General features: G+C 68.0%; 16 protein-coding genes. 8 read left to right on the top strand and 8 right to left on the bottom strand.

The annotated features are described in order from the left end of the window. Positions 1–5: 5 nt before the first annotated feature. Positions 6–908 (bottom strand): NAD-dependent epimerase/dehydratase family protein, encoded by a 903-nt coding sequence (locus Q9246_RS18045; protein ID WP_306392067.1) that lies wholly within the window; start codon positions 906–908, stop codon positions 6–8. Positions 909–1,058: 150 nt separating this feature from the next. Here Q9246_RS18045 and Q9246_RS18040 point away from each other — a divergent pair, with 150 nt between their 5' ends. Both Q9246_RS18040 and Q9246_RS18035 read left to right on the top strand, forming a co-directional pair. Continuing rightward, entirely contained in the window at positions 1,059–2,087 is a 1,029-nt protein-coding gene (locus tag Q9246_RS18040; RefSeq protein ID WP_306392065.1) for a CDP-6-deoxy-delta-3,4-glucoseen reductase, read from the top strand. 8 nt (positions 2,088–2,095) lie between these two features. Further along, a complete protein-coding gene (locus Q9246_RS18035) occupies positions 2,096–3,355 on the top strand; it encodes an MFS transporter (RefSeq protein WP_306392063.1) in 1,260 nt (419 codons plus the stop codon). On the opposite strand, the gene Q9246_RS18030 is transcribed toward Q9246_RS18035, so the two are convergent. Continuing rightward, positions 3,352–4,974: a methyl-accepting chemotaxis protein gene (locus Q9246_RS18030; protein ID WP_306392062.1), complete on the bottom strand. Its 1,623-nt coding sequence runs from the start codon at positions 4,972–4,974 to the stop codon at positions 3,352–3,354. The genes Q9246_RS18035 and Q9246_RS18030 overlap by 4 nt on opposite strands. A gap of 316 nt (positions 4,975–5,290) precedes the next feature. Between Q9246_RS18030 and Q9246_RS18025 the strand changes: the two genes are divergently transcribed. Further along, positions 5,291–5,668 (top strand): HPF/RaiA family ribosome-associated protein, encoded by a 378-nt coding sequence (locus Q9246_RS18025; protein WP_306392061.1) that lies wholly within the window; start codon positions 5,291–5,293, stop codon positions 5,666–5,668. Between the two features lie 35 nt (positions 5,669–5,703). Here Q9246_RS18025 and Q9246_RS18020 read toward each other — a convergent pair whose 3' ends face one another. Next, positions 5,704–6,525, bottom strand: coding sequence for a helical backbone metal receptor (locus Q9246_RS18020; RefSeq protein WP_306392060.1), 822 nt, complete (start codon positions 6,523–6,525; stop codon positions 5,704–5,706). Positions 6,526–6,640: 115 nt separating this feature from the next. Here Q9246_RS18020 and Q9246_RS18015 point away from each other — a divergent pair, with 115 nt between their 5' ends. Together Q9246_RS18015 and sbcB are read left to right on the top strand one after the other, a co-directional pair. Beyond that, a complete protein-coding gene (locus Q9246_RS18015) occupies positions 6,641–7,615 on the top strand; it encodes a GGDEF domain-containing protein (protein WP_306392058.1) in 975 nt (324 codons plus the stop codon). Between the two features lie 86 nt (positions 7,616–7,701). Beyond that, entirely contained in the window at positions 7,702–9,159 is a 1,458-nt protein-coding gene (gene sbcB / locus Q9246_RS18010) for an exodeoxyribonuclease I (RefSeq protein WP_306392056.1), read from the top strand. A 155-nt stretch (positions 9,160–9,314) separates the two neighbouring features. Here the strand turns inward: sbcB and pyrF are convergent, their stop codons facing one another. Next, on the bottom strand, positions 9,315–10,139 hold the full coding sequence (gene pyrF / locus Q9246_RS18005) for an orotidine-5'-phosphate decarboxylase (RefSeq protein WP_306392054.1): 825 nt from the start codon (positions 10,137–10,139) through the stop codon (positions 9,315–9,317). A gap of 127 nt (positions 10,140–10,266) precedes the next feature. Here pyrF and Q9246_RS18000 point away from each other — a divergent pair, with 127 nt between their 5' ends. From Q9246_RS18000 to Q9246_RS17990, 3 genes are read left to right on the top strand one after another with little or no spacing between them, the layout of a single operon-like run. Further along, entirely contained in the window at positions 10,267–10,878 is a 612-nt protein-coding gene (locus tag Q9246_RS18000) for a LemA family protein (RefSeq protein ID WP_306392052.1), read from the top strand. Positions 10,879–10,884: 6 nt separating this feature from the next. Next, a complete protein-coding gene (locus Q9246_RS17995; RefSeq protein ID WP_306392051.1) occupies positions 10,885–11,706 on the top strand; it encodes a TPM domain-containing protein in 822 nt (273 codons plus the stop codon). Next, entirely contained in the window at positions 11,706–12,218 is a 513-nt protein-coding gene (locus Q9246_RS17990) for a TPM domain-containing protein (protein WP_306392050.1), read from the top strand. The genes Q9246_RS17995 and Q9246_RS17990 overlap by 1 nt, the downstream gene beginning before the upstream one ends. Here the strand turns inward: Q9246_RS17990 and Q9246_RS17985 are convergent. The 4 genes from Q9246_RS17985 to Q9246_RS17970 are packed head-to-tail and all read right to left on the bottom strand — an operon-like array spanning position 12,208 to position 15,204. Next, positions 12,208–12,798 carry a hypothetical protein gene (locus Q9246_RS17985; RefSeq protein WP_306392049.1) on the bottom strand — a complete coding sequence of 197 codons (591 nt, stop codon included), beginning with the start codon at positions 12,796–12,798 and terminating at the stop codon, positions 12,208–12,210. The two genes, Q9246_RS17990 and Q9246_RS17985, sit on opposite strands and share 11 nt — an antisense overlap. After that, positions 12,795–13,295 carry an RNA polymerase sigma factor gene (locus Q9246_RS17980; protein ID WP_306392048.1) on the bottom strand — a complete coding sequence of 167 codons (501 nt, stop codon included), beginning with the start codon at positions 13,293–13,295 and terminating at the stop codon, positions 12,795–12,797. The genes Q9246_RS17985 and Q9246_RS17980 overlap by 4 nt, the downstream gene beginning before the upstream one ends. After that, on the bottom strand, positions 13,295–14,473 hold the full coding sequence (locus tag Q9246_RS17975; RefSeq protein ID WP_306392046.1) for an ABC transporter permease: 1,179 nt from the start codon (positions 14,471–14,473) through the stop codon (positions 13,295–13,297). Before Q9246_RS17975 ends, Q9246_RS17980 begins: the two co-directional genes overlap by 1 nt. Further along, positions 14,470–15,204: an ABC transporter ATP-binding protein gene (locus Q9246_RS17970; RefSeq protein WP_306392045.1), complete on the bottom strand. Its 735-nt coding sequence runs from the start codon at positions 15,202–15,204 to the stop codon at positions 14,470–14,472. The genes Q9246_RS17975 and Q9246_RS17970 overlap by 4 nt, the downstream gene beginning before the upstream one ends. Between the last annotated feature and the right edge of the window lie 2 nt (positions 15,205–15,206).

The following is a 15,206-nucleotide window of genomic DNA, read 5'->3' as shown; positions in this document are numbered from 1 at the left end:
AATTCTTACGCTAGCGACTCGGTGCGCGCCGCCGCCAGGCGCGCCAGCGTCGTGGCGACGTCAGGGTGGCGCAGGCGCACCCGCAGTTCGCGCCGCAGGCGCGTGTCGTCCAGGCGGCGCGATTCGGACATGAAGGACAGCAGCATCGGCGAGACCGCCGTCTCCAGTTCGGCGCGCGCCAGGCGCGGCGGGCGCGCCAGGCCGAAGGCGTCGGCCACGGTGTCGAAGTAATCGGCCATTTTCATGCGCGTGCGGTCCACCGCGTGCACCACCCGGCCCGGCCGGCCGTGCAGCAGCGCCGCCAGCACGATGCGCGCCAGGTCGTCGGCGTGCACGTGGCTGGTATACACGTCATCTTCCGCGCGCAAGGCCGGCGTGCCCTGCTCCAGCCGGCGCAGCGGCAGGCGGTCGTCAGCATAGATGCCCGGCACCCGCAGAATCGAGAGCGCCGTGCCGTTGGCCAGGGCCCAGGCGCGCAGGACGCGTTCCGCGTCCACGCGCCGCCGCGCGCGCGCATTGCGCGGCGCCACCGGCCGGTGTTCGGACACCAGCGCGCCGCCGCAATCGCCGTACACGCCGCTGGTGCTCACGTACACCATGCGCTCGACCTTGCCGAGCGCCGCGGCCAGGTGGCGCGTGCGGCGATCGTATTCTCCATCGGGCTGGGGCGGCGCCAGGTGCAGCACCCACGGCGCCAGGTGGCGCAGGCGCCCCAATGTCGCAGGCCGGTCCAGGTCGGCCACCAGCGGCACCGCGCCCAGCGCGCGCAGGGCGGCGCGGCGCTCGGGCTGGCTGGTGACGGCGAACACCCGGTACTTCGCAACCAGCAGCGGCAGCAGGCGCATGCCGACGTCACCGCAACCGACGATGAGCAGGCGGGGACGGGCAAAGGCGGGACGAGCTGGCATGGAATCGCGGGGATGGTGGAGGACGGCGGCCACTGTAGCACAGCGGTCCGCGGCCGCGCCGGGCACGGTGTAGAATAGTGGTCTGCTACGCAGAAAAAACCGCCATCGGATCAACCACTTGCGCTCTCGCGCACCAACCACCGAATTCGCATGACCTTCCAGATCACCGTCCAGCCCAGCGGCAGCCAGTTCACCTGCGAGGCCGATGAAACCGTCCTTTCCGCTGCCATCCGCGCCGGCATCGGCCTGCCCTACGGCTGCAAGAACGGCGCCTGCGGCTCCTGCAAAGGCAAGGTCGTCGACGGCACGGTGACGCACAAGCCGCACCAGCAGCGCGCCCTGGGCGATCTTGAAAAGACCGGCGGCATGTCGCTGTTCTGCTGCGCGGTGCCCGGCGCCGACCTGGTGATCGAAGCGCGCGAAGTCGGCGGCAGTTCCGACTACCCGCTGCGCAAGATGCCGACCCGCGTCACGTCCATCCACAAGGCCGCGCCCGACGTCGCGATCGTCAGGCTGCAGCTGCCGGCCAACGAGCTGCTGGCCTACCGCGCCGGCCAGTACATCGAATTCCTGCTCAAGGACGGCAAGCGCCGCGCCTACTCGATCGCCAACGCGCCGTCGTTCGAAGGTCCGCTCGAGCTGCATATCCGGCACCTGGCGGGCGGCCTGTTCACCGACCACGTATTCGGCGCCATGAAGGAGCGCGACATCCTGCGCTTCGAGGGCCCGCTCGGCACGTTCTTCCTGCGCGAAGAGTCCGACAAGCCGATCGTGCTGCTGGCCTCGGGCACCGGCTTCGCCCCGGTCAAGGCGCTGGTCGAGCACCTGATGCACCTGAAGTCGACCCGCAAGGTCGCCCTGTACTGGGGCGGCCGCCGTCCGCAAGACCTGTACATGGACGAACTGTGCCGGGCCTGGGAAACCACACTGCCCGACTTCACCTACGTGCCGGTGATCTCGGACGCGCTGCCCGAGGACGGCTGGACGGGCCGCACCGGCTTCGTGCACGCGGCCGTCATGCAGGACCTCATCGACCTCTCCGGCCACCAGGTCTACGCCTGCGGCGCGCCCATCATGGTCGACAGCGCGCGGCGCGACTACACCGCCTTGTGCGGCCTGCCGGAAGACGAGTTCTTCGCCGATTCGTTCACCACCGAAGCGGACCTGGCAGGCGTGTAGATCGATCGATGTCGCTCATCTCCCCGTCCAGCCGTCTCGGCGTCCTGCGCAACCGCAACCTCGCCTTCTACCTTGGCGCCCGCTTCCTGGCCACCTTCGCGGTCCAGATGCAGAGCGTGGCGATCGGCTGGCAGGTGTACCAGATCACCGGCAGCCTGTTCGACCTGGGCCTGATCGGCCTGGCGCAGTTCGCGCCGTTCCTGCTGTTCATCCTGTGGGCCGGCCACGTGGCCGACCGTTACAACCGGCGCATCATCGTGATGGCCTGCATGGCGGTGCAGCTGCTGTGCAGCACGCTGCTGATCGCGTTCACCGCCAGCGGCAGCACGGTGATCTGGCCGGTGTTCGCGATCCTGGTGGTGTTCGGCAGCGCGCGCGCCTTCATGATGCCGGCCTCGCAGGCGGTGCTCAAGAACCTGGTGTCCGACCGCGAATTCAGCCAGGCGGTGGCGCTCGGCTCGTCGACCATGCACGTGGCGATGATCGTGGGGCCGATCGTCGGCGGCCTGCTGTACGTATTCGGCGCGCAGGTGGTGCACATGACCTCCGCCACCCTGCTGGCGCTGGCGGTGTTCCTGATCTCGAACACGCGCAGCATCCAGCAGGTGATCAACAAGGCGCCGGTCAGCTGGCATACCCTGCTCGAAGGCCTGCGCTTCGTGCGTTCGCGCCCGATCGTGCTGGGCGCGATTTCGCTCGACCTGTTCGCGGTGCTGTTCGGCGGCGCCACCGCCCTGCTGCCGGCCTATGCCCACGACGTGCTGGGCGCAGGGCCGACCGAACTCGGTTTCCTGCGCACCGCGCCCGGCGTCGGCGCCGCCCTGTGCTCGATCACGCTGGCGATGTTCCCGATCACGCGCCGGGTCGGCGCCTGGATGTTCGGCGGCGTCGCGCTGTACGGCGTGTGCGTGATCCTGCTCGGCCTGACCGACAGCTTCCCCATCGCCATCGGCGCCCTGTTCCTGCTCGGCGTGGGCGACATGGTCAGCGTCTATATCCGCCACCTGCTGGTGCAGTACGAAACGCCGGACGAGATCCGCGGCCGGGTCAGCGCCGTGAACTCGGTGTTCATCGGCGCCTCGAACGAGCTGGGGGAATTCGAATCCGGCGTCACCGCCGGCTGGCTGGGCCTGACGCGCGCCATCCTGCTGGGCGGCGTCGCCACGCTGGCGGTCACCGGGCTATGGGCGGTGCTGTTCCCGGTGCTCTCGAAAATGGACCGCTTCCCGCACCATGAAAAAGAGCAGGCGCTGAAGTCCGTTCCTTAAGCGACGGCCAGCGCGCGCTGGCTGCTCGCCGCACGCGGCGCTGCGCTACGCACCGCGCCGGCCTGGCGCTGGACGCCACCGAGGTTGAACACGCTGACCGTCTCGGCCAGGCGGCTCGACTGTTCCTTCAACGACTGGGCGGCCGCCGCCGCTTCTTCCACCAGGGCCGCATTCTGCTGGGTCACCGCATCCATCTCGCTGACCGCCTGGTTGATCTGCTCGATGCCGTTTTCCTGCTCGTGGCTGGCCACCGTGATCTCGCCCATGATGTCGGTGACGCGCTTGACGCTCACCACGATCTCGCTCATGGTGGCGCCGGCCTGGCTCACCAGGCGGCTGCCCTCGTCGACCTTGGCCACCGAATCGTCGATCAGGGTCTTGATTTCCTTCGCCGCGCTGGCCGAACGCTGGGCCAGGTTGCGCACCTCGCTCGCCACGACCGCGAAGCCGCGCCCCTGCTCGCCGGCGCGCGCCGCTTCGACCGCCGCATTCAGCGCCAGGATATTGGTCTGGAAGGCGATGCCGTCGATCACCGAGATGATGTCGACGATCTTGCTGGCCGAGGCGTGGATCGCGCCCATGGTCTCGACCACGTCGGACACCACCGCGCCGCCGCGGGTGGCGACGTCGGACGCCGAGCGCGCGAGGCCGTTGGCCTGGCGTGCGTGTTCGGCGTTCTGCTTGACGGTCGAGGTCAGTTCTTCCATCGACGAGGCGGTCTCTTCCAGCGAGCTGGCCTGCTGCTCGGTGCGGCTCGACAGGTCGAGGTTGCCCGACGCGATCTCGTCCGAGGCGGTGGCGATGGTCTCGGTGCCGTCGCGCACCTGGCCGACGATGGCGCGCAGGTTGTCGTTCATCTCTTTCAGGGCGGACAGCAGCTGGCCGGTTTCGTCAGTCGAGGTGACCGCGATCTCGCTGCTCAGGTCACCCGCGGCGACGGTGCGCGCCACGACCACCGCCCGGTTCAGCGGCTTGATGATCGAGCGGCTGATCAGCCAGGCGATCGCCACCGCGGCCAGGATCGCGAAGCCGCCCACCGCCAGCATCAGGACCATGGCCTGGGAATAGGCTTCGCGGCCATGCGCCTGGTCTTCGGCATTGCGCGTGGCCTGCAAGGCCACCATCTCGTCGATCGCCGCCGACCAGGCGCGCATCGCCGGCGCCATCTGGCCGAGCAGGAAATCGCGCCCGCCTTCGAGGTCATTGGCCTGGGCGAATCCTTGGGCCCTGGCGATCAGCGGCAGCGCGGCATCGCTGGCGGCAACGATCTTCGCATGGATGGCGCGCCCCTCGTCGGTGACGATCAAGCCGGCCAGCGTGGCGTCGGCGCGCTGGTAGCCGGTCCTGGCGTCGGCGATGGTCTTGCCCTGCTCCTGCATCGCGGCGTCGTCGGTGACGATCGTCATGTCGCGCACCGCGATCGAAATCCGGCGCAGGTTGTCGCGCATGGTGGCGGCGGCATCGATCCGGACGTTGTTCTCCTCCACCACCTTGACCAGCAGCGCATCGATGGCCTGCAGCTTCTGGATGCCGGTGCCCAGCACCACCAGCAGCAGGACCATCACGAGGCCGAACCCGAGCGCGAGGCGCTGCCCGATTTTCAGTTGCTTCAATTGCATCTTGTTCTCCGTTCTCTGAGAGTGCGCCAGCGACGCCTACTGTGAATGCTCGCGCGTTTTTATCGATTTATCATCATTGAATGCTGCCTTAACGGCCAATCCCGAGCGCGCTGGAATCAACTTCCGTAACAATTCGATAGATTTGGTAGTCCACCGGATTCTAGTAGGAGTAATCCTACAAGACGAGCAATAAATTGCAATGTGGAAATAATGCAACGAAGATACAAATTGGGCTTATCAAGACAACAAGTGGAGCGGGCGCGGCGAAAACCGCGGCCGGTGTAAGATGAAGCCATAACGACTACAGGAGCCATCCATGCAGATCAACGTAAATACCGACAACACCATTAACAAGCATCAAGGCCTGGACGAGCACGTGGAAACCGTCGTGCGCTCCTCCATCGGTCGCTTCGGCGACCACGTCAACCGCGTTGACGTGCACTTGAGTAATGAGAACAAGGAGAAAAAAGCGGACGGCGGCAATTCGTGCATGCTCGAGGCACGCCTGACCGGCGTTGCGCCGATCGTGATCCACGAGCACGCGAACGACCTGCACCAGGCCATCAACAATGCCGGCGGCAAGCTGGCGCGCGCCCTCGACAGCGCGATCGGCCGCCTGCAAGACAAGCAGCGCGCCGCCTCGATCACGCATACCGAAGATCCGACCGCCGACAAGCACCTGACGGATATGTAATCCGGCGCCTGCGCAGGCCCACTGCGGGCCTGCGCTCAGCCCGCCCCGTGCGGGCTCCCTTCCAGCATCGCCCTCAACGCGCGCAGGTAGCGCAGGCCCGCCAGCGCGCGGCTGCCATACCACGACATCATCTCGCCATCGACCAGCAGCACCGGAATGCCGACCTGCTTTTCCAGCGCGTCCGCATGCGCCTCGGTGAAGCGGTAGGGTTCGGTCGACAGCAGCACGGCGTCGAGCCCGTCCACCAGAGCTTCCGACCAGTCGAAACGGGGATAGCGCGCCGCGCCCAGGTCGGGCACGCGCCAGCCCAGTTCGGCCAGCATGGCGGCGATATACGTGTCTTGCGATACGCTCATCCACGGGTCTTGCCAGATGCAGTACAGGACCGTGCGCGCGGGGCCGCGCGCCATGGCCCGCAGCCGCGCCAGTTCTTCCTCGAATTCTGCGCACCAGGCGGCGGCCGCGGCGTCGACGCAAAAGATGCCGCCCATCAGCCGCGCCAGCGCCAGGTTGTCCTGCGGGACCAGCGGATGGGTCACCACCACGTGCGGCACGAACTGCGCCAGCGCTTCGTAGGTCGGCTTTTCGTTCTCGTCGATATTGACCACGACGTGGGTCGGCGCCAGCTTGCGGATCTTGTCGAGATTGACATCCTTGGTGCCGCCCACCTTGGCGATGCCGGCGACCACCTCTTTTGGATGGATGCAGAAGCCCGTGCGGCCGACCAGCTGCGGCGCCAGGCCCAGCTCGCACAGCAGTTCGGTGATCGACGGCACCAGCGATACGATGCGGGCGCCGGGCGCCGGCCGGTGGACCTGCCCGAGCGCGTCGACGAATGAATTGTCAGAATCAGTCATGCCGTGATTTCACCATCGTTGTTTAAGATTCGCCGAATACGCAGCGCCGGCCCGATAGGCTATCATCTCGCCGATCATCCGGCTCAACCACATCCGCCCCCGCGCGAGGACCCACTTGGAACAGATCGGCACCTTCGGTGCTTCCCGTACAACACTTCGCGACCTGCAGCTGTTTCGCGACGAGACCGATCCCGCCATCGCCGCCCTGCTGGCTGGCTGCGCCGTCGTGCGCGTGGCGCGCGGCGAGCGCATCGACGACGGCGGCCAGGCGCGCCTGTACATCGTGCTCTCGGGCCAGCTCGAGATCGCGCCCGACGCCCATGTCGGCGACGAGAGCAATACCAGCCGCATCCTGCCGGGCGAGAGCGCCGGCGAGCAGGCGGTGCTCGACGATGCGGTGAACCTGGCGGCGATGACGGCGCTCGAAGCGACGGAACTGCTGGTGATCGAACCCGACATGGTGTGGACCCTGGTCGAACGGTCCGGCGTGCTGGCCCGTAACCTGCTGCGCCTGCTGTCGTTCCGGATCCGTGCCGCCAACGCCCTGCTGCGGCGGCGCCAGAAGCTGGGCGAATTCTACCGCCAGCTGTCGCTCAACGATCCGCTCACGGGCCTGTACAACCGCGCCTGGCTCAACGAGATGCTGCCCAAGCTGGTCGCGCGCGCGGCGACCGACGGCAGCCCGCTGTCGCTGGTGATGATCGACCTCGACCACTTCAAGCGCTTCAACGACACCCACGGCCACATCGCGGGCGACGCCGCGCTGGCGGCCGCCGCCAGCGTGATCCGCGGCGCGCTGCGTCCGTCCGACTTCGCGGTGCGCTATGGCGGCGAAGAGATGCTGGCCGTGCTGCCCGACACCCCGCCGCAGCTGGCCGCGATGGTGGCCGAGCGCCTGTGCCAGCGCCTGCGCCTGGCGGTCGTGTTCCCCGACATGCGGCTGCCGCTGCCACACCTGACCGGCTCGTTCGGCGTGGCCAGCCTGGCCAACGGCGACGACGAGCGCAGCCTGATGGCGGCGGCCGACGCCGCCCTGTACCGCGCCAAGGAGGCCGGACGCGACCGGGTCTGCGCCCAGGACTCCTGCTAGCGCACTACGGCTGACCGTGACTGATCGGCGTGGATGTGCCACCATGCCGGTTGACGCTGTCATCGCAGCCCACACAACAACAACACATGAGCCCGCATACCTTTCTCTGGCACGACTATGAAACCTTCGGCGCGGTCCCGCGCCGCGACCGCCCGGCCCAGTTCGCCGCAATCCGCACCGACGCCGACCTCAACGAGATCGGCGAGCCGATCATGCTGTACTGCCAGCCGGCCAATGATTTTTTGCCCGACCCGCAATCCTGCCTGATCACCGGCATCACGCCGCAGCACTGCCTGGAACACGGCGTGCCCGAACATGAGTTCGCGCGCCAGATCGAAGCCGCCTTCAGCGAGGCCGGCACGATCGGCGTCGGCTACAACACGATCCGCTTCGACGACGAAGTCACCCGCTTCCTGTTCTGGCGCAACCTGATCGATCCGTATGCGCGCGAGTGGCAGCACGGCTGCGGCCGCTGGGACCTGCTCGACGTGGTGCGCATGGTGTACGCACTGCGCCCGGAAGGCATCGAATGGCCCACCCGCGAAGACGGCAAGCCCAGCTTCAGGCTGGAACACCTGAGCGCGGCCAACGGCCTGGCGCACGAAGCGGCCCACGATGCGCTGTCCGACGTGCGCGCCACCATCGCCCTGGCGCGCCTGATCCGGGACAAGCAGCCGCGCCTGTTCGACTTCTGCCTCGAGCTGCGGCGCAAGGACCGGGTCGCGAGCGAGATGGGCCTGCACCTCGACCCCAGCCAGCGCCAGCCCTTCCTGCATGTATCGGGCATGTTCCCGGTCGAATATGGCTGCCTGGGCCTGGTCTATCCGCTGGCCCAGCACCCGACCAACAAGAACGAGGTGCTGGTCTGGGACTGCCGCCACGACCCGTCCGAACTGTTCGCGCTCGACGCCGAGACCATCCGCACCCGCATGTACACCCGCGCCAGCGACTTGCCCGAGGGCGTGACGCGGCTGCCGGTCAAGAGCGTGCACCTGAACAAATCGCCGATGCTGGTCGGGAACCTCAAGACCCTGCGGCCCGAGCTGGCCGCGCGCTGGGACATCGACCTGGAACGGGGCCGCGCGCATGCGGCGCTGGTGGCCGGCGGGCCGGACATGAAAGCTGTGTGGGCCCAGGTGCTGGGGCAATCCGGCGCGCGCGAGCCGGTGGACGTCGATGAAGACCTGTACGGCGGCTTCGTCAGCCGCGACGACCGGCGCCAGCTGGAAGCGCTGCGCATGCAGAAGCCCGAGGCGCTGGCCAGGCGGGTCAGCTTCGAGGACGAGCGCCTCAACGAGCTGCTATTCCGCTACCGCGCGCGCAACTTCCCGCAGACCTTGTCGGAAGACGAGATGCAGCTGTGGGAGGCGCACCGGGCGGCGCGGCTGTTCGAAGGCGAGCATGGGGCGCGCACGGTGGACCAGTTGTTTACCGAGATCGATGCGTTGTCGGAGACGGCGGACGAGCGGGCCGAGGAGATTCTTGGGGCACTCTATGACTATGCGGAGTCGATCGCGCCGGATAGGTATCGAGCTGGGGGCTGATCTCGAAACTTAGGTTCCCGCCTTCGCGGGAACGACGTGCTGAAGTACGTGGCCGAAGCTCGTACTGGTGCTTTTCGCACACGTCGACAACGTCGTTCCCGCGAAGGCGGGAACCCAAGTGCCTCACCCAGCACCACCAACGTTAAAACATCAACTCACCCTTGACGATGCGCATTGATCGCATCACGCGTCTCACGCGCCACACGCCGCGCCGCCGCGGCGAAATCCTCGCCCTCCTGCGGCGCCGCATACAGGATCGCGCGCGACGAATTGATCATCATGCCCGCACCACCTGCCGTGCGGCCAGCCTTGACGGTCGCCTCCACGTCGCCGCCCTGGGCGCCCACGCCCGGGATCAACAGCGGCATGTCGCCCACCAGCTTGCGCACCTGCGCGATCTCGTCCGGGAAAGTCGCGCCCACCACCAGCGCGCACTGGCCATTGCGGTTCCATTTTTCGGCGACCAGTTGGGCCACGTGCTGGTACAGCGGGCGGCCACCCACGTCCAGGAACTGCAGGTCGGAACCGCCCGCGTTCGAGGTGCGGCACAGCACGATCACGCCGCGGTCCGGCCATTCCATGTACGGCTCGACCGAATCGAAGCCCATATAGGGGCTGACCGTCACCGCGTCCGCGCCATAGCGCTCGAAGGCTTCGCGCGCGTACTGGTGGGCGGTAGCGCCGATGTCGCCGCGCTTGGCGTCCAGCACCAGCGGGATGTGCGGGTAGGTCTCGCGCAGGTAGCGGCAGATTTCTTCCAGCTGGTCTTCGGCGCCGAGGGCGGCGAAATAGGCGATCTGCGGCTTGAAGGCGCAGGCCAGGTCGGCGGTGGCGTCGATGATGGCCTTGCAGAACTGGACGATGGCGTCCGGCTGGCCCTGCAGGTGCGCAGGCAGGCGCGCCAGGTCAGGGTCGAGGCCGACGCACAGCAGCGAGTCGTTGCGGGTCCATGCGGCGGAAAGTTTGTTGATGAAATTCACCTCTAGCCCCTTGTATCTTTGTAATTGCAAACCCATTATTGTACCGCTAGCCCCGACAGGGACGCCAGCCACCCCATGTTTCAGGTATATTTTGATCATTCGACAACTTGTACAGACAAACAACATCATGACCAACTCCCGTTTTCTTCGCCTGATCCGTTTCGTCGGCGGCGCCGTGCTCGCCGGCGCCCTGCTGTCCGGCTGCGGCTACAACGACTTCCAGACCAAGGACGAGGCCACCAAGGCGGCCTGGAGCGAAGTGGTGAACCAGTACCAGCGCCGCGCCGACCTGATCCCCAACCTGGTCAATACCGTCAAGGGCTATGCCTCGCACGAGAGCGCGACCCTGGAGGCGGTGACGCGCGCCCGCGCACAGGCCACCAGTTTCCAGATCACGCCCGAGGTGCTGAACAACCCCGAGGCCTTCCAGAAGTTCCAGCAGGTGCAGGGAGAGCTGTCGGGCGCCCTGTCGCGCCTGATGATGGTCTCCGAAAAATACCCCGACCTGAAGGCCGATACCAGCTTCCGCGACCTGCAGTCCCAGCTCGAGGGCACGGAGAACCGCATCACGGTGGCGCGCCAGCGTTACATCGCCTCGGTCCAGGATTACAACGTCACCGTGCGCCAGTTCCCCAAGAACCTGACCGCGATGGTGTTCGGCTATGAAACCAAGCCCTCGTTCACCGTCGAGAACGAGAAGGCGATTTCGACCGCGCCGACGGTCGACTTCGGCAAGTAAGCGCGGATGGCTGCGCTTTCACGATTCTTCGGCATCCTGCTGCTGGCGCTGGCGGCCGCCGTTCCGGCCTTCGCCCAGTTGCAGGACGTGCCGAAGCTGACCGCGCGCGTCACCGACCAGGCGGGCATGCTGGACGCGGCGCAGCGCCAGCGTCTCGAAGCCGTGCTGGCCGACTACGAAGCCAAGACTGGCAGCCAGATCGCCGTGCTGCTGGTGAAGTCGACCGAGCCCGAGGCCATCGAGCAGTACAGCATCCGCGTTACCGATGCCTGGCAACTGGGCCGCAAGGGCGTCGATGACGGCGTGCTGCTGCTGGTGGCGCGCGACAATCCGTCGTCGCTGCGCCGCCTGCGCATCGAAGCCGGGCGCGGCGTGCAGGGCGTGCTGACCGACGCCCAGTCGAAGCGCATCCTGCAGGACGTGATCGCGCCGCATTTCCGGCAAGAGCACTATTACGAGGGCCTGGTGGCCGGCGTCGGCGCCATCGCCACCCTGCTCAACCAGGAAGCCTTCCCGGCGCCGCCCCAGCAACAGCAGCAGCGCCAAACGTCGGACGACGGTGGCTTCCCGCTGTGGGCGATCTTCCTGATCATCATCGGCGCCTCGATGCTGCGCTCGGTGTTCCGGCCGCGCGGCCGCACGATCGGCACCCGGCGCGGCCAGTCGCACTGGGGCAGCGCCACCACCGGCTTCGTCCTCGGCAATATTATCGGCAGCATGAGCCGGGGCGGCGGTGGCGGCTTCGGCGGGGGCGGCGGCTTCGGCGGCGGCGGATTTTCGGGCGGCGGCGGCAGCTTCGACGGCGGCGGCGCCTCGGGAGACTGGTAATGGCATCGTTTGGACAGAAAATGGGGCGCGCCTGGCGCCATTGGCGTAGCAGCGCGCGCGAGGCGAAACAGGCTTTCCCGGACGAGACCCTGGACGCGATCGCCGAGGCCATCGACCTGGGCGAGCGCACCCACCGCGGCGAGGTGCGCCTGATCGTCGAGAAGTCCCTGCCGCTCGAGGCGGCCTGGGAAGGCGTCACCAACCGCCAGCGCGCGCTGGGCCTGTTCGCCGACTACGGCGTGTGGGACACCGAAGACAATTGCGGGGTGCTGATCTACGTGAACCTGGCCGAGCACAAGGTCGACATCGTGGCCGACCGCGGCATCGACCGCAAGATCGACGCCGCCACCTGGCAGGCGGTGTGCCGCACCATGACCGATGGCTTCAGGCAGGGGCGCTTCCACGACGCCACCCTGGCCGCCGTCGGGCAGGTGAACGACCTGCTGCGCCAGCACTTCCCGTCCAGCGGCGAGCGGGCCAACGAACTGCCCGACCGGCCGCTCATGCTGTAGGCTCGTCCAGCCATTCGCGCTCGAGCGCGTCGACCTCGGCCAGTTCGGCCTTCATGCGGCGCGCCTTGTCGCGCGCCCACAGCAAGCCGCCCGCCAATAGCAGGGCGATCGCCGCCGAACTCCACGCGGCGGACCAGGCGTCGCGCGCCGTGAACAGGGTCAGGAAGGGCGCCGGCAGCATCGGGATGGTCGACCAGCGCGTCCACCGCACCAGGCGCAGGCTGAGCAGGGCGCGCCGCCGGCGCAGCCCGAGCCAGTCACGCAGGCTGGCGCCGGCCGGCTCGCGCAAGGCCGCCAGGCGGGTCCAGGTGAAGCCGATCATCACCAGCGCCATGAACACCAAAAAATACACCCACCACAGCAGCATGTAGCCGCTCGCCGTCGCCCGCGGCCAGTCGCGCACCAGCATCACCAGGCCCACCAAGGCCAGCGCCCATTCGCCGGCGATCGTCCACACGATCAGGTGGCGCTGGCGCCTTGCGCGCGCGATCATCGCGGACACATCCGGCATCGGCGTGGCGGCAGGCGGCGCGGCGCCCCAGGCATCCTGCAGGCTGGCCCATTCATCCGCATCGTTCATCGTTCTTCCAGCCTTTCCTTGAGCGCGGCCTTTGCGCGGTTCAGGCGCACACCGACATTATTCACCGAAATCCCGAGCAGGTCCGCGATCTCTTCGTAGCGCATGCCCTCGAGCGCCAGCAGCACCAGCTGGCGCTGCCCCACCGGCAGCTGGCGCAGCGCGCCCAGCAGCCGTTGCTGCTGCTGGTTCAACCCGGCCAGGGTTTCCGGCCCCGGCTGCTCGTCGGCCCAGTCTTCGTTCAATTCCTCGTGCTGCGGCTGCGCCACCGCGCGCATCACGTGGCTGGCGCAGCGCCGGTGCGCCACGCCGATCACATAGGTCTTGAGGCTCGATTCGCCGCGAAAGGCCGGCAAGGCTTGCCACACGGCGAGCATGATGTCCTGCACCAGGTCCTGGCGCGCATGGCGGTCGCGTTCGAAGCTGGCGGCGAAGCGCACCAGCAGGCCGCCATGCTCGGCCATCAGGCGCTTGAATTCAGCATCCTGCACTGCGCCCATCACAGCCCGAACACGAAGCGTTCGCTGCCCAGGCGCCGGCTGCCGAAGGCGAGCAGCAAGGCGGTGGCGCCGAGGCAACCAACGACCGACAAGGCGACCAGCTGCGGCGCCAGCGCCTGTCCGCTCACCAGCGCGCCGAGATGGGCGTGCTGGCTCAGTAGCGGCAGCAGGTGGGCGCTGGCCGGGGACGCCGAACCGAGTTCTTCCACCAGCAGCAGCATCGGCGCCAGCTGCAGCAGGTTGAGGTAGATCTGGCCTTCCTTGTGGGTGCGGGCGTGCAGCGCCACCACGCATTGCAGGGCGCCCACCAGCAGCGCCAGCGGCAGCAGGATCAGCAGCATCTGCCCCAGCATTGCGCCATCCGGTGCAAAGGCGATGCCCACCTCATACAGCGGCAGGCGGGCCAGCGCCTGCACCGATAGCAGGAGCGCGGCGGCGCTGCTGACGTAGCCGAACAGCGAGGCGGTCAGCCATTTGCCGATGAAGAGCGTGCCCGGGCCCACCGGCTGCGCCAGCAAGGCCTCGAGCGAACGGCGTTCGCGTTCGCCGCCGGTCGCGTCCAGCGCCACGTGCGAACCGCCGACGAACAGGCCGAGCAACCAGAACAGCGGCAGCGCGCCCAGGATCAGCGCCGTGCGGCCGCCCTGCCCGCCCATGTCGCGCAACTCGAGACGCAAGGCGCTGGCATGATGCGGCGCCACGCCGGCGCCCAGCAGGCGCTGGCCGGACAGCTGGGCGCCAAACGCTGCCACCAGGGCTTGGACCCGCTCGGCCTGGCGCCGGGCGTCGCTGTTCGACATATCGGCCCACAGGGCGAGCGTGGCCGTGCGTCCCTGCGCCAGCGCGTCCGGCGCCTGCGCCGGCACTTCCAGCACGACCGCGCCAGGCGAGCGCGCGAGCAGGCTGTCAGGCTCGTCCTCGCTCGCCTGCAGCGTGACGCCGGCCGCTTCCAGGTGCCGCACGAGTCCCGGCGCGTGGCTCGCCCCGACCAGGTGCAGCGGCCGCGCGCCGGCCTCGACCTCGGACGCGATCAGGGCCTTGAGCACGCCCGCCAGCACGAACGGCCCGAGCAGCGCGAACAGCAGGCCGGCCATCATCGAACGGCGGTCGCGCACGGCGTCCATCACCTCTTTCGACACCACGATCCACAAGTCTTCTACGAATTTATCGATCCTCATGCTGCAATCCCCTCATCGCTGCCGATCACGTCGACGAATGCCTGTTCCAGGCTGCTCCCGCCAGTCTGCGCCAGCAGCGCCGGCGTGGTGCCGGCAAAGCGCACCCTGCCCGCGGCCAGCACCACCACCTGGTCGCACAACTGCGCCGCCTCCTGCATCACGTGGGTCGACAGCAGCACCGCCGCACCCCGTGCACGCGCCCTTCCCAGCGCGTCGCGCACCAGGCGCGTGCTCATCACGTCCAGCCCGCGCGTCGGTTCATCCAGCACCAGCACGGCAGGATCATGCAGCAAGGCGCGCGCCAGCGCCACCTTGATGCGCTGGCCGGCCGAAAAACCCTTGCAGGCACGCCCCGCCTCGGCCCCCAATCCCACTTCCTCGATCACGCGCTCGATGGCGCGCTCCAGCATCGCGCCGCGCATGCCGTGCAGGCGGCCGAAGTAGCGCAGGTGGTCGCGCGGCGTCAGCCGTTCATAGAGCCCGAATTCGTCGGTGACGATGCCGAGCCGGCGCCGCGCGGCGAGCGGCGCGCGCGCCACGTCGATGCCGTCGATCGCGACCGCGCCGCTGTCCGGCGCCAGCAGGCCGTACAGGATGCGCAGGCAGGTCGACTTGCCGGCGCCATTCGGGCCGAGCAGCGCGGTGATGGTGCCGGGCCTTGCAGTGAAGCTCACGGCGTCCAGCGCCTGCAAGGTCTTGAAGCGTTTGCCGATCTGGTTCACGACGATCATGA

The sequence above is a fragment of the Telluria beijingensis genome, from assembly GCF_030770395.1.
Lineage (GTDB): Bacteria > Pseudomonadota > Gammaproteobacteria > Burkholderiales > Burkholderiaceae_D > Telluria > Telluria beijingensis.
The sequence above is the reverse complement of the archived record's forward strand: the minus strand, read 5'-3'. Positions and strand labels throughout refer to the sequence as shown.